This is a genomic window from Amycolatopsis heterodermiae, assembly GCF_034929455.1.
Lineage (GTDB): Bacteria > Actinomycetota > Actinomycetes > Mycobacteriales > Pseudonocardiaceae > Amycolatopsis > Amycolatopsis heterodermiae.
In genome coordinates, this window is sequence record NZ_JAYFSI010000006.1 from 409,195 (window position 1) to 433,166 (window position 23,972).

At 72.2% G+C, this 23,972-nt stretch carries 22 protein-coding genes; 13 read left to right on the plus strand and 9 right to left on the minus strand.

Annotation, left to right across the window (positions count from 1 at the left end; genetic code table 11):
* Positions 1–3: 3 nt before the first annotated feature.
* Positions 4–912 (plus strand): NAD-dependent protein deacetylase, encoded by a 909-nt coding sequence (locus tag VA596_RS26870; RefSeq protein WP_323330934.1) that lies wholly within the window; start codon positions 4–6, stop codon positions 910–912.
* Here VA596_RS26870 and VA596_RS26875 read toward each other — a convergent pair.
* The 3 genes from VA596_RS26875 to VA596_RS26885 form a co-directional block, all read right to left on the minus strand.
* Complete coding sequence (locus VA596_RS26875; RefSeq protein ID WP_323330935.1) at positions 884–1,465, minus strand: TIGR03086 family metal-binding protein; 582 nt, start codon at positions 1,463–1,465, stop codon at positions 884–886. The two genes, VA596_RS26870 and VA596_RS26875, sit on opposite strands and share 29 nt — an antisense overlap.
* Positions 1,466–1,733: 268 nt before the next feature.
* A complete protein-coding gene (locus VA596_RS26880; protein ID WP_323330936.1) occupies positions 1,734–2,192 on the minus strand; it encodes a group II truncated hemoglobin in 459 nt (152 codons plus the stop codon).
* 37 nt (positions 2,193–2,229) lie between these two features.
* A complete protein-coding gene (locus VA596_RS26885; protein WP_323330937.1) occupies positions 2,230–3,183 on the minus strand; it encodes an NAD(P)/FAD-dependent oxidoreductase in 954 nt (317 codons plus the stop codon).
* 78 nt (positions 3,184–3,261) lie between these two features.
* Here VA596_RS26885 and VA596_RS26890 point away from each other — a divergent pair, with 78 nt between their 5' ends.
* A complete protein-coding gene (locus VA596_RS26890) occupies positions 3,262–3,849 on the plus strand; it encodes a helix-turn-helix domain-containing protein (RefSeq protein WP_247052756.1) in 588 nt (195 codons plus the stop codon).
* Between the two features lie 175 nt (positions 3,850–4,024).
* Here the strand turns inward: VA596_RS26890 and VA596_RS26895 are convergent, their stop codons facing one another.
* Together VA596_RS26895 and VA596_RS26905 are read right to left on the minus strand one after the other, a co-directional pair.
* Positions 4,025–4,972, minus strand: a complete 948-nt coding sequence (locus VA596_RS26895) for a cold-shock protein (RefSeq protein WP_410171928.1) — start codon at positions 4,970–4,972, stop codon at positions 4,025–4,027.
* A gap of 148 nt (positions 4,973–5,120) precedes the next feature.
* Positions 5,121–5,588, minus strand: a complete 468-nt coding sequence (locus VA596_RS26905) for a MarR family winged helix-turn-helix transcriptional regulator (protein WP_323330938.1) — start codon at positions 5,586–5,588, stop codon at positions 5,121–5,123.
* An 82-nt stretch (positions 5,589–5,670) separates the two neighbouring features.
* Between VA596_RS26905 and VA596_RS26910 the strand changes: the two genes are divergently transcribed.
* Positions 5,671–6,972 (plus strand): amidohydrolase family protein, encoded by a 1,302-nt coding sequence (locus VA596_RS26910; protein WP_323330939.1) that lies wholly within the window; start codon positions 5,671–5,673, stop codon positions 6,970–6,972.
* Between the two features lie 21 nt (positions 6,973–6,993).
* On the opposite strand, the gene VA596_RS26915 is transcribed toward VA596_RS26910, so the two are convergent.
* Positions 6,994–7,614, minus strand: coding sequence for a TetR/AcrR family transcriptional regulator (locus tag VA596_RS26915; protein WP_323330940.1), 621 nt, complete (start codon positions 7,612–7,614; stop codon positions 6,994–6,996).
* A gap of 58 nt (positions 7,615–7,672) precedes the next feature.
* Between VA596_RS26915 and VA596_RS26920 the strand changes: the two genes are divergently transcribed.
* From VA596_RS26920 to VA596_RS26955, 8 genes are all read left to right on the plus strand, one after another.
* Entirely contained in the window at positions 7,673–8,545 is an 873-nt protein-coding gene (locus tag VA596_RS26920) for a ketopantoate reductase family protein (RefSeq protein WP_323330941.1), read from the plus strand.
* Between the two features lie 313 nt (positions 8,546–8,858).
* Positions 8,859–9,206: a RidA family protein gene (locus tag VA596_RS26925; RefSeq protein ID WP_323330942.1), complete on the plus strand. Its 348-nt coding sequence runs from the start codon at positions 8,859–8,861 to the stop codon at positions 9,204–9,206.
* Positions 9,199–9,843, plus strand: a complete 645-nt coding sequence (locus VA596_RS26930) for a helix-turn-helix transcriptional regulator (protein WP_323330943.1) — start codon at positions 9,199–9,201, stop codon at positions 9,841–9,843. The genes VA596_RS26925 and VA596_RS26930 overlap by 8 nt, the downstream gene beginning before the upstream one ends.
* Positions 9,840–10,796, plus strand: coding sequence for a pyridoxal-phosphate dependent enzyme (locus tag VA596_RS26935; protein ID WP_323330944.1), 957 nt, complete (start codon positions 9,840–9,842; stop codon positions 10,794–10,796). The genes VA596_RS26930 and VA596_RS26935 overlap by 4 nt, the downstream gene beginning before the upstream one ends.
* 113 nt (positions 10,797–10,909) lie before the next feature.
* Positions 10,910–12,952, plus strand: a complete 2,043-nt coding sequence (locus VA596_RS26940) for an MGH1-like glycoside hydrolase domain-containing protein (RefSeq protein ID WP_323330945.1) — start codon at positions 10,910–10,912, stop codon at positions 12,950–12,952.
* Positions 12,953–13,160: 208 nt separating this feature from the next.
* Entirely contained in the window at positions 13,161–13,370 is a 210-nt protein-coding gene (locus VA596_RS26945) for a hypothetical protein (protein ID WP_323330946.1), read from the plus strand.
* A gap of 190 nt (positions 13,371–13,560) precedes the next feature.
* Positions 13,561–14,127 (plus strand): TetR/AcrR family transcriptional regulator, encoded by a 567-nt coding sequence (locus tag VA596_RS26950; RefSeq protein ID WP_323330947.1) that lies wholly within the window; start codon positions 13,561–13,563, stop codon positions 14,125–14,127.
* Positions 14,128–14,224: 97 nt separating this feature from the next.
* On the plus strand, positions 14,225–15,862 hold the full coding sequence (locus VA596_RS26955; protein WP_323330948.1) for a long-chain fatty acid--CoA ligase: 1,638 nt from the start codon (positions 14,225–14,227) through the stop codon (positions 15,860–15,862).
* Between the two features lie 6 nt (positions 15,863–15,868).
* Here VA596_RS26955 and VA596_RS26960 read toward each other — a convergent pair whose 3' ends face one another.
* Positions 15,869–17,632, minus strand: coding sequence for a helix-turn-helix domain-containing protein (locus tag VA596_RS26960; protein ID WP_323330949.1), 1,764 nt, complete (start codon positions 17,630–17,632; stop codon positions 15,869–15,871).
* Positions 17,633–17,774: 142 nt separating this feature from the next.
* Here VA596_RS26960 and VA596_RS26965 point away from each other — a divergent pair, with 142 nt between their 5' ends.
* Together VA596_RS26965 and VA596_RS26970 are read left to right on the plus strand one after the other, a co-directional pair.
* Positions 17,775–19,163, plus strand: coding sequence for an MFS transporter (locus tag VA596_RS26965; protein ID WP_323330950.1), 1,389 nt, complete (start codon positions 17,775–17,777; stop codon positions 19,161–19,163).
* A gap of 48 nt (positions 19,164–19,211) precedes the next feature.
* Entirely contained in the window at positions 19,212–20,807 is a 1,596-nt protein-coding gene (locus tag VA596_RS26970; RefSeq protein WP_410171933.1) for a tannase/feruloyl esterase family alpha/beta hydrolase, read from the plus strand.
* Positions 20,808–20,818: 11 nt separating this feature from the next.
* On the opposite strand, the gene VA596_RS26975 is transcribed toward VA596_RS26970, so the two are convergent.
* Both VA596_RS26975 and VA596_RS26980 read right to left on the minus strand, forming a co-directional pair.
* A complete protein-coding gene (locus VA596_RS26975; RefSeq protein ID WP_323330952.1) occupies positions 20,819–22,183 on the minus strand; it encodes an endo-1,4-beta-xylanase in 1,365 nt (454 codons plus the stop codon).
* Positions 22,184–22,324: 141 nt separating this feature from the next.
* Entirely contained in the window at positions 22,325–23,887 is a 1,563-nt protein-coding gene (locus VA596_RS26980; RefSeq protein WP_323330953.1) for an alpha/beta fold hydrolase, read from the minus strand.
* Between the last annotated feature and the right edge of the window lie 85 nt (positions 23,888–23,972).

The window sequence follows — 23,972 nt, forward strand, 5'->3', positions numbered from 1 at the left end:
CCGGTGCGGACCCGGCCCACCCTGACCTGGACTTCGGCGGACGCGCCGCTGCCGCGGACGTCCAGCCTCGACGAGCTGACCGACGTCGTCTCCCGGCGGCGGGTCGCCGTGCTGAGCGGCGCCGGGCTGTCCACCGAGTCGGGGATCCCCGACTACCGCGGCGAAGGCGGCAGCCTGCGCCGCCACACGCCGATGACCTACGACGAGTTCGTCACCAGCGACGCCGGCCGGCAGCGCTACTGGGCGCGCAGCCACCTCGGCTGGCGCACGATCGCCCGCGCCGACCCGAACGACGGTCACCGCGCGGTGACCGCCCTGTGCGACGGCGGGTTCGTCTCCGGCGTGATCACCCAGAACGTCGACGGGCTGCACCAGGCGGCGGGCACCGCGGATGCCGTCGAGCTGCACGGCAGCCTCGACCGCGTGATCTGCCTCGATTGCCGCCGCACGAGCCCGCGCGGGGAGCTGGACCGGCGGCTGCGCGCGGCCAACCCGGGCTTCGAAGGCACCGCGACCCGGATCAACCCGGACGGCGACGTCGAGCTGCCCGAGGACGTCGTGCGCCGGTTCAGCCTGGTGCCGTGCGCGGACTGCGTGTCCGGCGTGCTCAAGCCCGACGTGGTGTTCTTCGGCGAGAACGTGCCGCGCCCGCGCGTCGAGCAGTGCTTCCGGCTGGTCGACGACGCCGACGCGCTGGTCGTCCTCGGCTCGTCCCTGACCGTGATGTCCGGCCTGCGGTTCGTCCGGCACGCGGCGAACGCGGGCAAGCCGGTGGTGATCGTCAACCACGGCGAGACCCGTGGCGACCGCTACGCGACGGTGCGGGTGGACCGGCCGCTGGGCCAGGCGCTGACCGAGCTGGCGGACCGGCTGGACTGCCCGGTCAGCGGGGATCCCGGCCGAACCGCGTGAGCAGCCGGTCCTGGCGCGACGCCGTGGGCGGGACGGCCGGTTGACCGGCGAAGAAGCGGTCCACCGCGAGCCCGGCGAAGATGTCGTCGTACCCGTCGCCGACCCACGCGACGAGGTCGGCGTCGAGCGTGTCGTCGGCGCCGAGGGCGCGGGCCAGGTCCCAGGTGTGGACGACGCTGTCGGCGGTCCGCACCGCCAGCGCCTGCCGCCCGGTCAGCGCGCCCATCGGGTAGTCGACGACGCGGTCCAGCGCGCCGCTCCCGGCGAAGGCGTCCGCGCAGGCGGTGACCGACGCGGTGAACGCCGTGACCGGGTCGTCGCCGAGCGCGTCCTCGTCCCGTAGAGCCAGGAACTCCTCGCGGGTCGCGCCGTGCACGAGGCCGACGTAGTTCAGGTTGCCGCGGGTCATGTGGTTGGCCAGCTGCCGGACGTCCCACTCGGTGCAGGGGGTCGGCGCGTGCCAGCCGTCCGGCGCCACCGTGCGCAGGTGGTGTTCGAAACCCTTGCTGGCGAAGAGGAACCGGTCCAGGAGCCCGGTGAAGGTGTCGGCCATGGTGCCCAGTCTGCCGGGCATGCGCGGCGGGGGCAGGCGGGTTTCGGACGCGGCGCCCGGTGGACGAACCGGCCCGGGCGGGTTGGGGGGAAACACGCCCGGGACGGCTCTGCGACGGACCTCCACAGCCAGTCGTTGCCAACAAGACGCCGGGGCCGCCCCGGGCGTTACTGATCCGGCCAAAAGTAGGCCGACCGCTGCAGCGGCGGGTAACCGTTGCCGGGGAAGTTGTTCGGCCGTGACTGTGGCCGGATCAGTAACGATCGGCTCAGTACAAGGTCTGCAACCCGTTCCACGACCAGCGCGGGACGGCCAGGTCGGCGGGCACTTCCTCGGCCGGTCCCGGGTAGGTCAGCACCTCGGCCACCGCCCATTCCATGTAGGACCGCAGCGCGGCGCGGAACTCGGGATCGGCGGGCAGTTCGGCGTCGTCGGCGGCGCGCACGAAGCAGTCGACGAACCGGCGGCCGAGGTCGCTCATGTCGCCGTTGCCGGCGTGCATCCGGAGCATCGCCGAGTGGTCGGCGCACTCGGCCGAGAACCGCGGCGGGCCGCCCATGACCTCGCCCCAGTACCAGGCCAGCCGCTCCACGTGCCTCGGGTTCTGCCCCGGGTGCGAGAACGGGTGGTTCAGCTCGGGGTCGGCCAGGCAGCGTTCGTGGTGGGCGGCGGCCAGCGCGAGGAACGCGGGTTCCCCGCCGGCGAAGTCGTAGAGGGTCGGGCGCACGGGCCGAGCCTGGCACGCGCGGCCCGCGAACACCAGGTCAGCGCGCGGCCGCGGCGGCGCGTTCCGCGGCCGGCGTGAACCCGCCGAACGCGGCGACGGCGTCGCGGACGTCCTCGGTGACGAGGTCGTGGTTGAGCATGCCCGCGGCCGCCGCGCCCTGCGCCGCGGCGATGATCACGGTGGCCCGCGCGTCCACGACGTTGCCCGCCGCCCACACGCCGGGGACGCTCGTCTGCCCGCCGGCGTCGACCTTGACGACGTCGGCCTCGACCGCGCAGCCGAGGGCGCGCAGCGGCGCGTCGTGCGGCACGGTCCGGGTGCGGATGAACAGCGCCACCCGCGGCACGAACCGGCCGCCCAGCTCGACGCCGGTCATCGCGCCGTGCTCGCGGCGCACCCCGGTCACCGTCCCTTCGACGACCCGGACGCCCCGCGCGTCGAGCCGCTCACGGTCCTCTTCGGACGGTGGCGCGGTGTGGGCGAAGTACACGACGTCCGGCGACCACTGGCGGACGAGCAGGGCGTGCTCGACGCTCGCGGGCTCGGTGCCGAGCACGCCGAGCGGCTGGTCGCGCACCTCGTAACCGTGGCAGTAGGGGCAGGTCACCGCGTCGGTGCCCCAGCTTTCGCGCAGGCCCGGGATATCGGGAAGGTCGTCGTGGACCCCGGTGGCCCACAGGACGCGCCGCGCGCTCAGCTCGCGGCCGCCGGCCAGCCGCAGCGTGAACCCGGGCTCGAGGCGCTCGACGTCGTCGTCGATCAGGTCGACGCCGTAGCCCAGGAGCTCTTCGCGGCCGATCTTGAGGAGCTCGCCCGGCGGGAGCCCGTCGCGGGAGAGGAAGCCGTGCATGTGGGCGGCGGGGGCGTTGCGCGGCGCACCGCCGTCGACGACCGCGACGCGCCTGCGCGCCCGGCCGAGCATCAGGGCGGCGTTGAGTCCCGCGGCGCCGCCACCCACCACCACCACGTCGTACCTGCTGTTTTCGCTCATGCGCCCACCATGACCCGGACGTCGCGAATTCGACAACAAATGTTGCCGTTTCCGGGACGAAGGGGTTTCCTGGAGGGCATGACGGACGCGATCAACCAGGCCCTGGCCGAGGTCGGCCCCCGGCTCAAGCGGGTGCGCACGCAGCGGCGCGTCACTCTCGCCGACCTGTCGGAGGCGACGGGCATCTCGAAGAGCACGCTGTCGCGCCTGGAGGCCGGACAGCGGAAGCCGAGCCTGGAGCTGCTGCTGCCGATCGCGCAGGCGCACCAGGTCCCGCTGGACGAGCTGGTCGGCGCCCCGGAGGTCGGCGACCCGCGCGTCCGCCTGACGGCCCGCCGCATCCCGCGCCACAACGGCGCGACGATGACGGTGCTGCCGCTGACCCGCCAGCCGGGCGCGCCGCAGGCGTTCAAGATGATCCTCGAACCGGAGACGGGGGAGCCGGATCCCCAGGTCCACGAGGGTTACGAGTGGCTGTACGTGCTCTCGGGGCGGCTGCGGCTGGTCCTGGCCGACCGCGACATGACGCTGGGCCCGGGCGAGGCGGCGGAGTTCGACACGCGGCTGCCGCACTGGTTCGGCGCGGTCGACGGGCGCCCGGCGGAGATCCTCAGCCTGTTCGGCAAGCAGGGGGAGCGGCTGCACCTGCGGGCCAAGTCGCGTTAAGACCTGGTCTCAAAACTGAAGCGGGTCGAAGACCGGCTCTGGGAACTGATCGAACCCCTGATCTCTGTGTCGTCGGGTGGGGGTGACTGGTGAGCTTCCGAGCGCGGAGCAGGTCCTCGGGTCGGCACGGGGCCCGTCACCGGGGAAGTGAGCAGCCATCGGTGGGGCCGCCTCGTCAGAGGCGTTCGATGCGGTCGGCCTGCGGGCCCCGGTCGCTCTGACGCACCGCGTACCGGACCCGGTCACCCTTCTGCAGCGGCTCGGACCCCATGATCACGGACGCGTGGGCGAAGAGATCGTCGCCGCCTGCGTCCGGGGTGATGAAGCCGAAGCCGCGGTCGTCGTCGTAGCGCGCGACGACGCCCTCGCCGCCTCGTACGGGCACGTCCCGCGCCGCCGGCCCTGCGGCCGCGGCAGGTGCCGACCGCTGCGGCGCCGTCTGGGGCTCGGCGCCGCGGACCAGGTGCACGTCGCGGGCCTGCGGGCCCTTGTCTCCACTGGCCACCTCGTAGGCGACGCGGTCACCCTCCGCGAGCCACGTCAGCCCCTCGGCCAGGGCCCGGGCGTGAACGAAGACGTCCCCGGCGCCGGAGTCGGGGTTGATGAAGCCGAAGCCCTTGTCCTCGTCGTACCAGGCCACCGTGCCGTCGGCACCGTCCGCGATACCGGCCGCAGCGGGTGAGCCGGCCCCTGCTCCCAGCGGGATCACGTGCCCGGCCTGCGGGCCGCGCTCGCCGTCGACGATCAGGAAGGCCACCCGCTGTCCCTCGGTGACCACGCCGCCGGTCACGATGGCGGAGCTGTGCACGAAGATATCGGCGCCGCCGCCGTCCGGCGACGCGAAGCCGTACCCCTTGCCCGGCTCGTACCAGGTGACGGTGCCGAGCAGGCCCACGGTGCTGCCGGTGGCCGCATCGGCGGTGACGCGAACGCGCAGCGCCTCGGGCCCGCGGTCGTTCTCGCCGGCCTCGAACACGACGGCCTGACCCTCGCGGAGCAGTTTCGCGCCGCCGTCCCCGACGATCTCGGAGGCGTGCACGAACACGTCCGGCGAGCCGTCCTCGGGCGCGAGGAAGCCGAAACCCCGTTCGGCGTCGAACCAGCGGACGGTTCCTTGCGGCATCAAAGACTCCAGGTCGAGAGGGCGGGCACTGGCCCCCAGTCTCTCTGACAGACCTCCGGTCCGTCGGGCCGGGTCCACCGGCGGGCGGTGCGGAGCCAGGGGCGGGCCGTTGGTTCACCTGGCGACACGCCGAGTTTCGAGACCAGGTCTAAGGGACTTCGCCGCCCTCGACGCGGGTGATCAGCTGCTCGCTCCAGGCCCGGAGGGTCGCGGCGTGGTCGGGCGTCAGCGAGTCGAAGAAGAGGCGGCGGATGTTGCCCGCGTGGTGTGCGATGGCGTCCCGCGCGACCCGGCCGCCCTCGGTGGTCAGGCCGATCCCGGTGCGGCGGCCGGTGGTGCCGGACGAGGTCCGTTCCACGAAGCCGCGGTTCTCCATGCGGGTCAGCATGTGCGAGACGCGGCTCTTCTCCCAGTCGAGCGCGTCGGCCAGCTCGCCGACGCGCAGCTCCCGGCCGGGCGCCCGCCACAGGCTGACCAGCACGCTGAACTCGGCCTTCGAGATGCCGCAGTCGTCCTGCAGGCCGCGGTCGAGCTCCCGGGCGAGCAGGCGCTGCGCCCGCATCCAGGTGTCCCAGAACTCCCACTCTTCGGGTTCCAGCGTGCGGGGCTCGGCCATGGCGGAAGCATAACCAGCCGAAGTTGACGCATCAACTCGACGGTCCTAGAGTTGACGCGTCAACTTCTAGTGAGGGGATCTCATGACGCTGCACACCAGAACCCTGCTGCGGGGCGGCACGGTCGTCAGCATGGACCCGGCGATCGGTGATCTCGCGCGGGGCGACGTGCTCATCGAGGACGGCCGGATCGCCGCGGTGGCCGCTGCGGTCGAGGCGGACGGCGCCGAGATCGTCGACGCCACGGGCAAGATCGTGCTGCCCGGGTTCGTCGACACCCACCGGCACACCTGGCCGACCGCGTTCCGCGGCCTCGGCGCGGACTGGACGTTCGACCAGAACCGCGTCGCGATGCACGGCGTGCTCAAACCGCACTACCGCCCCGAAGACGTGTACCTGGGCAACCTGCTCGGCCGGATCGAGGCCGTCGGTTCGGGCGTGACGACATTGCTCGACTGGTTCCACTGCTCCGAGCGCCCGGAGAACGCCGACGCCGCGATCGAGGCGTTGCGGGAGGCGCCCGGTCATTCGGTGTTCTGTTACTGCGTTGGAGACGCGTCCGAGATCGAGCGCGTGCGGTCTTTGGTGCCCGGCGACGACATGGCGCTGGGCCTGCGCGGGCCGCAACTGACCACAATGGACACCACTGCCGCCGATGTCGCGCTGGCGCGGGAACTCGGGCTGCGGGTGAGCGTCCACGTGCACGGCGCCGCCGGCTGGCCCGGCGGCCGCCGCCCGATCGCCGGGATGCGGGCGCGGGGGCTGCTCGACGACCGCACGACCATCGTCCACGGCAATGGTCTGTCCGGCGATCAGGTGGCGATGCTGGCCGACGCGGGCTGTTCGGTGTCGATCAGCCCGGACGTCGAGCTGAAGATGGGCTTCGGCTGGCCCGAGACCGGCCGCATGCTGGCCGCCGGGATCCGCCCGTCCCTGTCGGCCGACAACTGCCCGTCCGCGGGCGGCGACATGTTCGGCGCGATGCGTACGGCCTTCGCCGTGCAGCGCGGAGTGGACGGCGGCTTGACCGCGCGGGACTTCCTCGAGTTCGCCACGCTGGACGGCGCCCGCGCGTGCGGCCGCGAGGCCCGGACGGGCAGTCTCACCGTCGGCAAGGACGCGGACGTGGTCCTGCTCGACGCCGAGGACCCGTCGATCTTCCCGGTGAGCAACGCGGTGGGCTCGATCGTCGCGGCGGGGCATCCCGGGTTGGTGGACAGCGTCTTCGTCGCCGGTAAAGCGGTCAAGCGGGATGGGCGGCTGCTCGGTGTGGACCTGCCGGCGTTGCGTGCGCGGGTGCTGGAGTCCCGGGACCGGATCGCGGCGGCCGCGGGGATTCCGGTGGACGGCTCCTGGGTGGCTCCGGCGGTCGAGGCCCGGGCGTAGTGAGTCTGCTGTGCCGGGCCGTCAGGTCCCGGTCGGGGGTGCGCTCATCGCCGCCGTCAGGAACGTGATCGCCCAGCGCCGGGCCGCGGCCGAAGATCGGCCGGGCGGCGGCTGTCCATTGTGGACGTCGACCCGGTCCACGGCCGCCACCGCGAGGATCCCGCGGATCCGGAACCACAGCTCGTTCGCGGAAAGGGCGGGCAGCGCGTGCGCGAAGGCCGCCAGGTAGCGGTCGCGGACCGTGTCCTCGGCCGGGCCGGGCCACTCGCGCATCTCCTCGGCCGGGTCGCCGAGGATGCGCATGATCAGCCGGGACTTCCGCGCGCCGCCCTCGTCGGCCGTCGCCATCTCGTCGAACAGCGGCCCGGCGAACGCCTCGACCAGCTCGGTGACCTCGGGGTCCGGCGTCCGGGCGAGCAGCTTGTCGAGCCCGGCGGACTGCGCGGCGTTGATCGGCTCGACCACCCGGAGGACGACGGCGGTCAGCAGCTGCGCCTTCGAGCCGAAGTGGTACCCGACGGCGGCCAGGTTCGCGCCGGCGAGGTCGGTGATCGCGCGGATGGAGGCGCCGTGGAAGCCGCGCTCGGCGAAGAGGTGCTCCGCCGCGTCGAGGAGCTGGGTGCGGGTGTCCGGTGGCGTCACGGGCGTATCGTACAGGCGTATGATTCAAACGAACGTATGAATGACGGATGGGGTCACCATGAAACTGCTGGTCTACGGCGCCGGGGTGCTCGGAAGCCAGTTCGCCGTCCGGCTGCACGAGGCCGGGCACGAGGTCGCGCTCCTCGCCCGGGGCGAGCGGCTGGCCGCCCTGCGCCGGCACGGCGGCGTGCTGCTCGCCGAGGGGGACAGCCCGGAGGTCAGGCGGGTGCCGGTGCCGGTGGTCGAGCACCCGGACGGCGGGTACGACCTGATCGCCGTCATGGTCCGCGCCCACCAGGTGGACGCGGCGCTCGAGGCCCTCACCGCAGTCCGCGGCGACGTACTGTTCCTGCTCAGCTGGGCCGGCGGCACGGAGCCGCTGACCGCGGTGCTCGGCCCCGGCCGAGTGCTGCTCGGCGCCCCCACCGCGGGCGGCACGATGGACGGCGACGTGGTCCGCTACCGCGTGCCAAGCCTGCTGACCCGCCGCTTCCCCATGCCGATCGGCGAACCCGGCGGCCGCACCACGCCGCGACTGGACCGGATCGTGCGGACGTTCCGCGCCGCAGGCATCAACGCCAAGGCCGAGCCGCGCATGGAAGCCTGGCACCACACGCACGCCGCGTTCGCGGTACCCCTGGAGCAAGCCTCCCAGACCGCGGGCGGCCCGCTTCCGCTGTCCGCCGACCCAGCCGCGATCCGCACCATGATCCGCCGCGTACGCCACTACCTGGCCGCGATGCCGGGACCGCCGGTCCCTCGCGGCTTCGTCGCGTTGCAGGTGCTACCGGAGCCGCTGCTGGTGGCGGTGGTCCGGCGTTTCCTGCGGAGCCCGACGGCTGTCCACAGTGGACTCAGCAACGCCTCGCCCGCAGTGGCAGCCGAGTTGGAGCGGCTGGCCGAGCAACTGGGGGCCGGTGCGAACAGTTAGGACCGCGGTGACGTTGCCGCACACCGCAGGCTCAGCAATGCCTCGCCCGCGGTGGCGGCTGAACCGGCTGGTGCTCCCGTTCAATGACCTCGCGCGGCGGGTTCGGCACCGCCGCACCTGCGGTGGCGGATGAATTCGGGCGGCTGGCTGGGCTGGTACGAGTAGCGGCGGCCAGCGAACTCCGGCGGCTGGCTGAGAAGGTTGTGTGTCGGCTAGTACTCCAGTGAGGCGGCCGCTCCAGTAAGGAGCTGATCGGCCGAGGGGGTGACGCACGCCATCTGGACGATTCGTCCAGCCGATATACAGTAAGTCCATGACGAGCGAGCACCCTTACCCCGCCGCCTTCCGCAGTGGCGATCTGGTCTCCGTGTCCGGGCGGCTCGGCGTGACCGACGCCGGCGAGCTGGTGCCGGGCGGGTTCGACGCCGAATGCGCGCAGGCCTTCGACAACCTCGACGCCGCACTGAAATCCGTGGGCGCGAGCCGGTCCGACGTGGTCAAGGTCGTGGCCTACCTGACCGACATCGCCGATCGCCCCGGCCTCAACACGGTCTACGAGCGGTTCTTCGCCGAACCCCGGCCCGCGCGCACCTGCGTCGGGGTGGCGTCGCTGCCTTACGGTGCCGCCGTCGAGGTCGAAGCGCTGGCGCGCGATGTCTGAGCAGGACGCGATTCTCGCCGCGCTCGCCCCGGTCGCCGACGGCATCGCCGCGACGCTCGGCTCGTTCTGCGAGGTCGTCGTGCACGACTTCCGGCAGCCGGACGCCTCCGTCGTCGCGATCGCCGGCTCGGTCACCGAACGCACCGTCGGCGGGTCGATGAGCGAGATCGGCATGGGTCTGCTCGCCCGCGGTGACGCGGCCGAGGACCAGCTGAACTACGTCACCCGCACAGCTTCCGGGAAACTGGTGAAGTCGTCGACGATGCTGGTCCGCGACAGCGGCGGCTCGGTGTTCGGCGCGCTGTGCGTGAACCTCGACGTCACCGCGCTGGGGCAGCTGCGCACCCTGGTCGGCGAGCTGGCCGACGTCGGCACGACCACCGAAACGCCGACGACCACCTTCGGTGACGACGTCGAGGCCGTGATCGACGCGATCGTCGACGAGCACCAGCTGCGCCTGAACAAACCGTGGACCGCGCTCAGCCGCGACGAACGGCTCGACCTGTTCCGCAGCCTGCAGGACCGCGGGGTCTTCGCCGTGCGGCGCGCGGTCCCGCAGGTCGCCGCCCGCATCGGGATCTCCCGTGCCTCCGCCTACAACTACCTCTCCGACATCCGCGCCCAAGGAGCACCATGACCGTGACCCTCGAAGACATCCGCGACGCCGCCGCCCGCCTGGCCGGCGTCGCGCACCGGACGCCGGTGGTGCGCTCCCGCACCCTCGACGACCTCGTCGGCGCCGAAGTCCTGATCAAGTGCGAGAACCTGCAGCGCATCGGCGCCTTCAAGTTCCGCGGCGCGTACAACGCCGTCTCCCGGCTCGCGCCGGAGCAGCTGGCCAAGGGCGTCGCCGCCTACTCTTCGGGCAACCACGCCCAGGCCGTCGCGCTCGCCGCGCGCGAACTCGGGAGCAGCGCGGTGATCCTGGTCCCGGAGGACACCCCGAAGTCCAAAGTGGACGCGACGCGCGGATACGGCGCCGAGATCGTCACCTACGACCGCTACACCGGCGACCGGGTCGCGATCGGCCAGGCACTGGCCGCCGAGCGCGGGCTCGCGCTCATCCCGCCCTACGAGCACCCCCACGTCATCGCCGGCCAGGGCACCGCGGCCCTGGAACTGCTGGAGGAAGCGGGAACGCTGGACACCCTGGTCGTCCCGGTCGGCGGCGGTGGCCTGATCGCGGGCAGTTCGACGGCCGCGAAGGCGCTGCAGCCCGGTATCCGAGTCGTCGGCGTCGAACCCGCCGCGGGCGACGACACGAAGCGGTCCCTGGCCGCCGGGGAACGCGTCGCGATCCCCGTGCCCCGCACCATCGCCGACGGCCAGGCCGCCGAAATCCCCGGTGAGCTCACCTTCTCCATCAACCGGCACCTGGTCGACGAGATCGCGCTGGTCAGCGACGACGCCATCCGCGAGGCGATGCGGTTCCTGTTCGAGCGCCTGAAGCTCGTCGCCGAACCCAGTGGCGCGACGGGCATCGCCGCGCTGATCGGCGGGCAGGTCACGGCGCCGGGCCGGGTCGGCGTGATCATCAGCGGCGGCAACGTCAGCCCCGAGCGGTTCGCGGAGCTGATCGACGGCCAGTGAGTTAGTCACTGACAAGAGCGGACAGGATCTTCGCCTGCTCTCCGCACGGGCGGGATTCCGTGGTGCAATGGGCTTTCGGTCCGGCGGGCCCGGCACCGGGGAAGGTGCACGGCATGAGGCACACACGTACGGCCGGTCGGCGCATCGCTCTCGTGCTCCTGGCGTTGACGACCGCGTGCGGCAACGTCGCCGGTGCCGCTCCGGCCACGGCGGCGGCCGCGACACCGTCGCTCGAGTTCGCCAACCCCGGTAGCCAAGCGCTGTTCGGCACCGCCTACGCGGCCGCGCTGGACAACCTGCTGCGTACCAACACCATCGGCTACGACGCCCGCTACGACAAGAGCGGCCTGCTCGACCCGGCCGTCGGCATCGTCCGCGCCGGCGGCGGGTACGACCAGCCCTGGACCCGTGACGCGTCGATCAACAGCTGGAACGCGACGAGCCTGCTCTCCCCGGCCCTGGCGAAGAACACGCTCTGGGCGGTCGTCGACAAGGACGCCGCCGGCGCCCTGCGGGTGCAGCAGGACGACCAGCAGTGGGACCAGGTCGTCTGGGTGAGCGCCGCGTGGAACCACTTCCTGGTCACGGGCGACCGGGCGTTCCTCGACAACGCCTACCGCGCGGCGGGGAACACCCTGACCATCCGGGAACACGCCACCACGGCGGGCTTCAACCCGGCGTACGGGCTGTTCACCGGCCCGTCGTTCTTCAACGACGGCATCGCCGGCTACCCCGCGCCGCCCGCCGACGCGACCGAGTCGGTGAGCACGGGCAGCTCGCCGTGGCCGGGCGTCGCGAGCGGGATGTACCTGAGCACCAACGAGGTCTACTACGCCGCCTACGTCAACGCGGCGAACATGGCCGAGCGGCTCGGACGTCCCGCCGCCGAGGTCGCCGGTCTCCGCACCAAGGCCGCGGCGCTGAAAACGGCCATCAACAACCACTTCTGGAACCGCGCGACCGGCCTGTACGACTACCAGCTGCTCGCCGACGGCACGCGAGGCGCCTACCAGGAGGGCACCGGGCTGGCGTTCGCGATCCTGTTCGGTGTCGCCGACCCGGCCCAGGCCCGGTCGATCGTCGCGCACGCCCGCGAGATGACCTGGGGCATGCCCGACACGTACCCGCACTGGGACCGGTATTCCGCCGCCCAGCCCGGGCGGCACAACGGGATCGTCTGGCCGCTCGTGCAGGGCCTGTGGGCCAAGGCACTGGCCCGGCAGGGCGACCAGAACGGGTTCGCCGCGGAAACCGCGCGCCTGGCCAAGCTCGCCACCGGCAACAGCGGGTTCTGGGAGATCTACAACGGGGACACCGGCGTCGTCGACGGCGGTTACCAGCGGCTGGGCGACACGGTGAAGTTCCACTGGGGCTCCCAGCCCGACCAGACCTGGTCGGCCACCGCGTTCCTCGACATGGTCCACAGTGGACTGTTCGGGCTGACCTTCACCAACGGCGGCCTGGCGTTCGCGCCGGACCTGCCCGCGGGCTGGGGTGACGTCACCCTGCGGAACCTGCGGTACCGCGCGGCGGACCTGACGATCGCGCTGCACGGGTCGGGCACCACGATCGGCTCGTTCACCCTCGACGGCCGCGCCGTCCCCGGCACCACCGTCCCGGCCACGCTCACCGGCTCGCACCGCGTCGAGATCACCCTCACCGGCGCGACCGGCGGCGACCGGGACGGCGACGGGGTGCCCGACGCCCAGGACCGGTGCGCCGACACCGCGGGCACGGTCGCCGGCTGTCCCGCGCCCGGGCACCTCGAAGCCGAAGACGCGTACAACACCGGCGGGGTCAAGACGAACGTCAACCACACCGGCTACTCCGGCCGCGCGTTCCTCGACGGGCTCTGGGCCCAGGGCGCGGCGTCGTCGTTCACGCTGCACCGCGCGTCGGACGGCGCCACGACCGGCGCGGTCACCCTGCGGTACGCGAACGCCAACAACGACACGCGCACGATGACGCTGTCGGTGGACGGCCGGGCGGTCCGGCAGGTGAGCTTCCCGAAGGTCTCCGGCAGCTGGGACGACTGGGGCACGGCGACCTTCACCGACGTCCTCCTGACCGGCCGCGACCCGGTGGTGACGCTGTCCTACGCCGCGGGCGACACCGGCTCCATCAACCTCGACTGGCTCGAGTACCACGGCTCCTGAGGCCCGTTCGTTTGGCGGCCGGGGTCGCGGTACCTGGACCGGAGACGGCGATCCCTCGGTCGACGTCATCGCTTTGCTGAAGCGACAGCACCCGAGGAGCACCGGGCCAAGGAACTGCTGACGACGTTGCAGTCGATGGGCCCCGACGCCGAGGGCTTCGACACGCTGCTCGGCCGGTTGCGCGACGACGTGCTGGCGCACGCGAAGCGTGAGGAACGGCACGAGTTCCCGTTCCTGCGCGCACCACACGCCGGAGCGGCTGCGGGCGATGGCGGTGACCGTCCGGCTGGCCGAGGCGGTGGCGCCGACCCGGCCGCACGCTGGCGTGGAGAGCGCGAAGGCCAACCTGCTGCTGGGCCCGCCGGTGGCGATCATGGACCGGGCCCGCGACGCCATCCGGGCCGCGCTCGGCAAGTGATCGCCCGGTGGTGATCTTGCCGATGGCCCACGCCGGTGAGGTCGCCGTGCTCGCGGGCCGTGGCCGGTCTCGCGCCGGGTCGCCGCGGCGATCGGCCTGGTCGTGCCGCGCTTGTGCGGTCACCGGACCAGCGGCAGCGAGGCCCGGCCGGTCACCGGCGTCCGGTCACCACGGCTCGTATCATGCGACGGTGAGTTACTCGACGGACCCGCGGGCGGCGCGCAGCCGGGAGGCGATCCTGGTCGCGGCACGGCGGTTGCTGGCGGACGAGGGACCCGCCGCCGTCACCCACCAGCGGCTCGCGCAGCAGGCCGGCGTGGGCCGGGCCACCGTCTACCGGCACTGGCCGCGCCCCGAGCAGCTGCTCCTCGACGTCATGACCGGCGCCGACCTGCCCCTGTTCAAGGAGCCCGCGACGCCGGTCCGCCCGTGGCTGCACCGCCAGCTCCGGCAGCTGGCCGACGAGCTGATGCCCCCGGCCGTGGCCGGCCTGTCGCTCACGCTGATGCAGTCGGCGATCTGGGACCCGGAGATCGCCCGGCGGCGCGACGAGTCGAACCAGGTGATCAGCGACCGGATCCGGGCCGCGGTCCGGTCGGCGGTCGACTCCGGTGAGCTGGCGACCGGCGTCGATCCGGCGGAGCTGCCGGCGATGCTGGTCGGGCCGGTCGTCTACCGCACGGCCATGCAGCGGGCCGAGGTCTCCGACGACCTCATCGACCGGCTCCTCGACGGCGTCGGGACCTGGCGCCGCTGACGACCCGGCCGGGTGTGGGTAACCGCCGCCGGAAACCCGGTACGAGTGGAAGTTTCCGACCTCTCCTCCGGACGGGACCGCTCCTAGGGTGACTCGCATGCCTGAGCAGTCCCGCGGTCCCACGGACGGGCTGATGCAGCCACGCCCGCTCACCGTCGCCCACGTCCTGGAGCGCGCCGAACGGCTCTACGCGCACAAGTACGTCGTCACCGCCGAAGGCCGGCGGCTCACCTACGCCGAGGTGGCGGAGCACGCCCGGCGCCTCGCCACCGCGCTGGACGCCCACGGCGTCCCGGCCGGCGCCCGCGTCGGCACCTTCGCCGGCAACAACCGGCGCCACCTGGAGGTCTACCTCGGGGTGCCGGCCGCCAAGAGGGTGCTGCACTCGATCAACATCCGGCTCTCGGCCGAGCACCTCGAATACATCGTCAACCACGCCGAGGACGACGTCGTGTTCGTCGACCGCGGGCTGCTGCCGCGGATCTGGCCGAGCGCCGGCCGGCTGCCGACGGTGCGGCACTGGGTGGTCATGGACGACGGCACCGGCGGAGAGATCCCGTCGGACCCCCGGATCCTGGACTACGACGAGCTGATCGCCGGGGCCGAGCCGTTCACCGGCTCGTTCGAGGACGCGTTCACGCTCGCGGACGAGAACCTGGCCTCCGGGCTCTGCTACACCTCCGGCACGACCGGGCCGCCGAAAGGCGTGCTCTACAGCCACCGCTCGACGGTCCTGCACACCCTGGGGACGCTCGCGGCCGGCTTCGTCGGCCTCCGCGAGAGCGACGTCGTGCTGCCGATCGTGCCGATGTTCCACGCCAACGCCTGGGGCCTGCCGTACGGCGCGATGATGGCGGGCGCGTCACTGGTGCTGCCCGGCGCGTCCGCGGAGCCGGCTCACCTGCTGCGGCTGATGGCGGCCGAGCGCGTGACCGTCGCCGGTGCGGTGCCGACGGTCTGGACGAGCCTGGCTCCCGAACTACGGGCCTACGACCTGGGGGCCGCGCGGGTCCTGCTCAGCGGCGGTTCCGCCGTCGCCCCGGCGCTGTCCGAGACCTACCGCGCCGCGATCGGCCTGCCCATCACCCACTCCTGGGGGATGACCGAGATCAGCCCCACCGGGGTCATCGGCGGCACGCGCACCCAGCACCAGGACGCGACCGAGGCGGAGCAGGTGGCCGTGCGAGCCGCCCAGGGCCAGCCGCTGCCGCTGGTGAACATCCGGATCGCCGACGTCGAAACCGGTCGGGAGCTGCCGCGCGACGGCCGGGCCGTCGGCGAGGTGCAGGTGGCGGGGCCCTGGGTGGCCGGGGGCTACTACCGGGTGGACGCGCCCGACAGCTTCACCGCCGACGGCTGGCTGCGCACCGGCGACCTGGCCACCATCGACGCCGACGGCTACCTGCGGCTCGTGGACCGGATCAAGGACCTGATCAAGTCCGGGGGCGAGTGGATCTCCTCGGTCGAGCTGGAGGGCGCCATCGCCTCGCACCCCGACGTCGTCGAGGTCGCCGTGATCGGCCGCCCGGACCCGCGGTGGATGGAACGCCCCGTCGCCTACGTCGCCCTGCGCGCGGGCGGCACCGCCACGGCGGACGAGCTCCTGGCCCACATCACGCCGATGGTCGCCAAGTGGTGGCTGCCCGACGAGTTCTTCTTCATGACCGCCCTGCCCAAGACGGGCACCGGCAAGCTCTCGAAGACCGAGCTGCGGGAGGCGGCGCGGATCGCCTGACCCGCTTCAGGCCGGGCCGTCGAGCGATCGGAGCTGGTGCAGCCGGAGCCCGAGACGCAGCTCCAGGTCGTTCTCGTGGCGCCAGTCGGCCCCCAGGACGCTACCCGCGCGGTCCAGCCGTTTGAGCAGGGTGTTGACGTGGACGTGCAACGCCCGCGCGGTCGCCGCGACGTTGGCCTGGTGGCCGTAGTACGCGGTGAGCGTCTCGACGAGATCGGTGCCGCGCCGCCGGTCGTAGTCGAGGAGCGAGCCGATGGAGGCGTCGAGGAACCGGTCGAGCTCGCCGGCCCGGTCGGGGTCGAAGACCATGGCGTACAAGGCATACCGGCGGGTGGTGGCGCCGGTGTCGGTGTGCCCGAGCGCCCGCATCACGGCGCCGCAGCGGCCGGCCAGCGCGAAGGCCCGGGCCCAGTCCTGGCCGGCCGCCCGTTCGCCGACGACGACGAGGGGCACGCCCAGCGTGCGCCGCAGTCTACTGTGGACTTCCGCGACGGTCCGGTCGTCGTCGGCGCCGGGCAGGATCATCGTGGCGCGGCCCAGGTGCTCACCGGCGAGGCCGGACCTCTCCCGGGCGATGTCGTGCAGGTGGCGGGCGAGATCGGTGGACGACACCGTGGGGGAGAGCGCGACGAGGACGAGGTCCAGGCGGTCGGCGTCGATGTCGCGCGCGCGGGTGCGGGCGCGCTGGGCCGGGCTGATCCCGGGGCTGCCGACCATCAGCTCGGTCAGGAGCTCGCCGCTCAGCCGTTCGCTGGCTTCGGCCACCGCGCGTTCCTTGAGGATGAGCAGCCCGAGGATGTGGGTGGCCCGCTCGAGGGTGCGCAGGTCCGTGTCGTCCGGGACGCCGTCGCCGGTTTTCCGGCTCCACGCCAGGGCTCCGAGGTAACTGTCACCCGCCTGGATCGCCGCCACGCTGCGGGTCGTGCCGCCGGCGCCGGGCGACGTCGTGCAGCGGCCGGAACGGCGCGCGGCCTCGACAGCACCGGCCAAGTCGGTCTCCGACGGGCTCGGGCACGGACCCGACGCGGAATCCCGGTGCACGGGCGTGGTCCCGGCCCGGTCGAGCAGCGTGACGCTGCCGCCCAGCTGGTCGGCGAGGAGCTGGGTGACGTCACCGGGTGTCCCGCCGCCCAGCACGACCCCGGTCAGGGCCTCGTGGATCGCTTGCGCCCGCTCGATTCTCCGGTACGCGCCCCGCAGCTCGCGCAGGGCGGTCCGGCTGGCTTCGTAGAGCCGGGCGTTGTCGAGCGCGACCGCGGCGTGGTCGGCGAACGCGTTCAGCAACGCGATTTCGTCGGCCTGGAACGAACGTTCGGAGCGGTCGGCGGCGAACAGCGCGCCCACCGCTTCACCCCGGATCACGAGCGGAACCCCGAGCAGTGCCACCAGATCCTCGGTGACGACCAGGCGGTCGAAGTTCGGATCGTGCTCGATCAGCGTCGAGGTGGCGTAGTCGCGCACCCAGTGCGGGCTCCGCGAAGCCAGGACCCGGCCCCCGAGCCCGACCGTGGCGGGGATGGCCGCCGCGAGGAACTCGGCGGAGATCGTGCCCTCCGACGCCCGGGCCGACAACCGGCCGTCCGCGCCCACCAGCGAAAGGTAGGTGAAGTCCGTGCCGATCAGGTCGTGGGCGTGGTGCACGATCGACTGCAGGACCTCGTCCAGCTCGCCCAGCGCGGTGAGCGACTTGACCGTCGCGTACAACGACGCCAGCTCTCGCCGGCGGCGCACGAGCGAACCCGGTTCCGTGTCCTTGACGTCCTCGGTCACGGCGCCGTCCCTTCGGTGTCGGGTGGGCGAAAGGCCCACCGCCGCGGCGGGAGGAGTGGGTGGTCCACACCTGAACCGCAGCGTAACGGCGCCTTAATATGACCGCCATCACCCGGCTGCGCTCATCGACGAAGGCGGCACCATGGCCATCCCGCTCACCGAACCCGAAGGACAGTCCGGCCGGGTCGAGCCCGATCCGGTCACGACCCGGCGCCGGGCCTTCCGCAAGCTGCTGGCCGCGGGACTCGTCGGCAGCTCGATCGAGTGGTACGACTTCTTCCTCTACGGCACCGCGGCCGCGCTGGTGTTCCCCAAGGTGTTCTTCCCGCATTCCTCGGCGCTGACCGGGACTTTGCTCGCCTTCAGCACGTTCTGGGCGGGCTTCGTGGCGCGGCCGATCGGCGGGGTGCTCGCCGGGCACCTCGGCGACAAGTACGGGCGCAAGCCGGTCGTCGTCGCCTGCCTGGCGATCATGGGGGCCGCGACGTTCCTGATCGGCTGCCTGCCCACCGCGTCGGCGGTCGGGGCGCTGGCCCCGACGCTGCTGGTCGTGCTGCGGTTCATCCAGGGGCTCGCGACCGGTGGCCAGTGGGGCGGCATCGTGCTCCTGCTCACCGAATCCGCCGGGCCCAAACGGCGGGGTTTCGCCGGAACCTTCGGCCAGACCAGCGTTCCCGTCGCCGTCATCCTCTCGAACCTGATCTTCGTGGCGGCCAGCGGCCTGATGCCGGACGCCGCGTTCCTCAGCTGGGGCTGGCGCATCCCGTTCCTGCTCAGCGTCGTGATGTTCTCCGTGGTCCTCTACATCCAGGCCAAGGTCGAGGACACGCCCGAGTTCCGCGAACTGCAACGGGAGGTGGGCAAGCCCGACGTCGCGGTGGTCCGGGCGCCCCTGGCCCAGGTCCTGCGCAGCAAGTGGGGCACCATCCTGCTCGGCTGCGGGATGCTGTCCGCCACCAACAGCCTGTTCTACGTCAGCATTTCCGGCCTGCTGAGCTACGGCACCGGAACGCTCGGGCTCAAGCGCAACGGCCTGCTCGCGGTCGTGCTGCTCGCGTCCGTGGCGATGCTCGTGATCATCCCGTGGTCCGGGCACCTGTCGGACAAACTCGGGCGTCGGCCGCTGATCCTGATCGGTGGCTTGGGTGTCGCCGCGTGGGGCTTCCCGTACTTCGGGCTCGTCGGCACCGCGTCCCTGCCGCTGATCTTCGTGGCGGTGGCGGTGGGCTTCGTGTTCCAGTGCCTCACCTACGGCCCGGTCGCGAGCTTCCTCGGCGAGCTGTTCGCACCCGGCGTCCGCTACTCGGGGGCGTCGCTGGCCTACCAGCTTTCCGCGATCATCGTCAGCGGCGGCACGCCGTTCCTGATGACCGCGCTCATCGCGAAGACCGGGAGCACGGTGGCGGTGGCCGGCTACATCACGCTGATGGGGCTCATCACCTTCGCCAGCGCGTGGTTCCTGCCGGAGACGAACACCGCCGAAGTCCGCGCCGATCCGGAAGCCGTCCCGGGCACGCACCTCTACCGCTGAGACGAGGCCGAAGTGACATCGAGAACCCGCCTGCTCGCGATCCCGGCGATGCTGGTCCTGACGGCGGCCGTCACGGCCGGCCCCGCTGCCGCGACGGCGTCGGTGCCGGCGTGCGCCGGACTGGCCCAGCTGAAGATCCCGGCGTCGGTGATGAGCCTGCCGACCAGCGGCGGCCGCGTCACGGCGGCGTCGGTCATGACGAGCGTGGTCAGCGGCAAGACGATCCGGTACTGCCAGGTCGACGCCGATCTCTACCCCGTCGACCCGGCGGCGCCCGCCATCAAGATGCGCGTCGACCTGCCCGACGGCTGGAACCACAAGGCGCTGATGTTCGGTGGCGGCGGCTTCAACGGCACGATCCCCGATCCGGCGTCGAACGTGCCGTTCGGCCCGGGTGACCAGCCCGTGCCCCTGGCCCGGGGGTACGCGACGTTCGCGAGCGACTCCGGCCACCAGCAGAACCCGGCGTCCCCGCCGTCGCTGGACGGTTCGTTCGGGATGAACGACGAGGCGTTGAAGAACTTCGCCGCCGGTGACGCGCTCAAGAAGACGCGCGACGCGAGCCTGTTCCTCATCCGGCGCGCCTACGCGGCGACGCCGGGCGAGGTCTTCTTCGCCGGGGGTTCGACCGGCGGCCGCGAAGCGCTCAACGTCGCCCAGCGGTGGCCGACCGCGTTCGACGGCGTGATCTCCGCTTTCCCGGCCTGGAACAACCTCGCCGAGATCCTGGATCTCGGTTACCTGGCCCAGGTTCTGTCGCGCCCCGGCGCTTTCCCCGGTGTGGACAAGCAAGGGCTTCTCTACACCAGCGTCGTCAACGCGTGTGACGGCCTGGACGGCGTCAAAGACGGCGTCATCTCGAACCCGGCCGGCTGTCACTTCGATCCGCGCGCGCTTCGCTGTCCGGGCGGTGTGGACGCCGGTCCGGCCTGCCTGTCGGACGCCCAGATCGGTGCGGTGCAAGCGATGTCGTCGCCGTTCCGGTGGCCGTACCGGGTCGCCAGCGGCGAGACCGAGTACCCGGGCTTCCCGTTCCTTTCGGGGGCGGACATGCGGACGCCGTTCCTCGGGTTCGGGACGACCGCGCCCGCCAACCCGATGCCGGTGACGAGCGGGTACGGCCTGCAGTACTGGGACCAGTGGGTCAAGTACTTCCTGACCCGGGACCCGAACCAGAACTCCCTCGCGGTGGATCCCCGGCACCCGGGGAAGTGGCTCAGCCGGATCAGCGCGCTGTCCACGATCGAGGACCGCAACAACGCCGACCTCGGCCCGTTCGCCCGGGCCGGCGGCAAGCTGATCCTGCTGCACGGCGCCGCCGACGAGCTGGTCTCCCCGTACTCGACGAGCGACTACTACGAGCGGGTGCGCCACGTGGTGGGACCCCGGGCGACCGACGCGTTCCTGCGCTACTACGTCGTGCCCGGGGCGAACCACGCCAACTTCGGCACCCCGGCGTTCGCGGCCGGCTGGGACTCGCTCACGGCGCTCGAGCACTGGGTGGAAGGGGGCCGGCCGCCCGTGAACCCCGTCGTGGCCGACCTGACCCACCTCCGCACCCGTCCGCTCTGTGCCTACCCGTCCTGGCCCCGCTACCGCGGCGGGGATCCGGACCAGGCCTCGAGCTTCGCCTGCACCCGCTGACGAACCCTGCTTCAGGAAGCGCTGCAGCTGACGCTGGGCCAGTTACGGTTCCCGTTGTGCTGGATGGTGACGCCCCAGTTGTTGCCGCTGCCGTTGGGTGTCGCGACGAGGACCTGGCTGCTGGGCCACGTGGCGTTGACGTTCCAGGTGGCGCTGATCCGCGCGGGACTCGGCACGGTCATGGTGACCGTCCACGAACTGGAGCCGCTGACCGAGACGTTGAGGTTGTACCGGTCGTTCCAGGACTGTCCCGCCGAGAGCGAGGCGGTGCAGCTGCCCCCACCCGGGTTCGTGGGAGTGGTGGTGGGGTTCGTCGGTGTGGTGGTGGGTGGCGTGGTCGTGCCACCGCCGTTGAGGACGTTCAGCACCGAGGTGTAGGCGGCCTTCTTGTTTCCGTTGCCGTCGAACAGGAGGGGGCTTTCGCCGGAGCGCCAGGAGTCGCTGTCCCGCACGCCCCACACGGTGATGCCGACGCAGCGCGCGACGTTCACGCACGCCTGGGTCAGCGCCGCGTACTGCGAGGTGGACGCGTTCGTGACGTCGACCTCGGTGAGCGCCACGTCGACGCCGAGGGCCGCGAAGCTGGAGATCGTGGTCTGCAGGTTGCCCGGCGCCGAGCTGCCGCCGGTGAAGTGCGCCTGCAGGCCGACGCAGTCGATCGGCACCCCGCGGGACTTGAAGTCCCGCACCATGTTGTAGACCCCCTGCGTCTTCGCGTAGGTCCAGTTGTCGATGTTGTAGTCGTTGTAGCAGAGCTTGGTCGACGGGTCGGCCGCGCGCGCGGTCTTGAACGCGACCTCGATCCAGTCGTTCCCGGTGCCCTGCAGGTTCGACGACCGGCGGCTGCCGTCTTCGTTGAAGGCTTCGTTGACGACGTCCCAGTACGCGAGTTTTCCTTGGTAGTGGGCCATGACCTTCTGGATGTGGTTGATCATCGCGTTGCGCAGCGTGGTGCCGCTCATGCTCTGCATCCAGCCCGGCTGCTGCGAGTGCCAGGCGAGGGTGTGCCCGCGGACCTGGGACCCGTGGCTGATCGCCCAGTTGTAGACCTGGTCGCCCGCCGAGAAGTTGAACTGGTTCTGGTTCGGCTCGGTGGCGTCCGGCTTCATCTCGTTTTCCGGCGTCACCATGTTGAACTCGCGAGCCGCGATCGTGGTGTAGGCCGAGTTGCTCAGCTTCCCGGCGGCGATCGCGGTGCCGAAGTACCGGCCGGACTGGGCGGCCGCGGCACCGAGGGTACTGGCCGCGGCGTCCGCGCCCGGCGCGGTCACCAGGACGGCCGAAGCGGTGGCGACGGTGACGACGCCGGCCAGTACCCGGCCGGCCGTCGACCGCCACCACCGGCTCTTCCGCTGCTCTGACGCACTTCCCGCCATTCGGGGTCTCCTTCCGGGCGCACGTCCGGAAGACCGAAACGTCGGCGGTCCGGGCGAAGTCGGTGATGGTCACCTACCGCGAGCAGCAGAGCACGGCGCGCTGTGGCCGGGCAAAGAGTTTCGGCCGAGTTTCGGGGTTGGTCAGTGCTGCGCGACGTCCGTGCAGTCGAGGTCCTTCTCCGGCAGCCGCCCGGAGTCCAGGAACGTGACGGTGGCGTTGTCGGCGCAGGCCGAGCCCTCGTGGTAGACGTAGTGCCCGCCGTTGCCGACGCCGACGAAGGCCGCGCGGTCGCCCAGGACGTGGCGCAGGCCGACGCCCGAGTCCCACGGCGTCGCGTGGTCACGGCGGTTCTGCAGGATGAGGGTGGTGCGCGGGCCCTTGCCGGACACGGCGACCGGTTTCTCGATCGGCTGCGGCCAGAACGCGCACGGCCAGATGTTCGACGGCATCCCCGCGGTCAGCGGCCAGGCCTTCCGGTCGGCGGCGGTGGCGCGGGCGTAGCTGCCGACGTCGTGGGACCACTCGGCGTCTCCGCACGTGAGGGCCAGGAACATCGTCGCCTGGTTGTCCGCGGGCACGCCCGGGGCCGCCGGGGCGTCGGCGAACACCTGCTGCAGCACCTTGCCATCGGCGTCGGTGACGTGCCCGTCGGCCAGGTCCGCGGCCGCCTTCCAGACCTGCGCGAGCACCGGCACCGTGTTGTTGTGGATCAGCAGCGCGTACGTGACGCCGCGCAGCATCGCTCCGCTCAACGCCTGCGGGGTGCCCGGAACCGGCGCCGGGGTGTGGTCGAGCCGGTCGGCGAGGGCGAGGTAGGTCCGCGTGACCTCGTCGGCGGTGGCGCCGAGCCCGAGGGCGGCGTTCTGCGCGGCGGCGACGGCGGCCACGTCGGGGAACCGTTCGGCCATGCCCTTGCCCCAGCTCTCGGCTTCACCGGCCCAGACGTGGGTGGGGTCGACGTTCCCCTCGAGGATCATCCGGTCGGTCTTGTCCGCGAACAGGGAGCTGTACACGGTGCCGAGGTAGGTGCCGTAGGACTGGCCCCAGTAGGAGATCTTGGCTTCACCGAGCGCTTCGCGGACGCGGTCGAGGTCGCGGGCGGTGTTGGCCGTGGTGAAGTACCGCAGGTTGTCCCCGGCCTTGCTCGCGCACTGCTGAGCGGTGGCGCGGGCGGCCTGGACGTTCGCGTCGATCGAGCCGTCGGCGGCGGGGTAGGGGAAGAGCGCGGCGACACTGGGGTTCTGGAGGCCGCAGCTCTGCGGCGTGCTGGTCCCGACCCCGCGCGGGTCGAAGCCGATCAGGTCGTAACCGTCCAGGACGGACTTCGGCAGCGTCGGGGCCATCGCGCTCGGTGTGTCGAGGCCGGGCAGCGCCGGGCCGCCCGGGTTCAGCAGCAGGACGCCGTGGCGCTTGGCGGTGTCGGTGCTCGCCAGCCGGGAGACGGCGACCTCGATCGACGTGCCGTCCGGGTGGCCGTAGTCGAGCGGGACCTTCACCTTCGCGCAGGTGAGCCGCGGATCGCGCGGTGTGCCCGCCGCCGGCGCCGGGCACGGTCCCCACGCCAGGGCCGGTGCCGCGGCCGCCGGGCCGTCCTCGTCGTCCGCGCTGTCACAGGCGGCCACGCCGAGCACGGTCACAGCGGTGACCGCCAAGGCCGCGGCGAGCCGGTGGCCGCGTGACCCGGACCTGCGTATCTTGTGCATGGTGGTGCCCTCCGAATTCCCGTTTGCGTTGACGGCGCCGAAGTTATCGGGAACGGGACGAAGCGGAAGTCACCCCGGAGTGCAC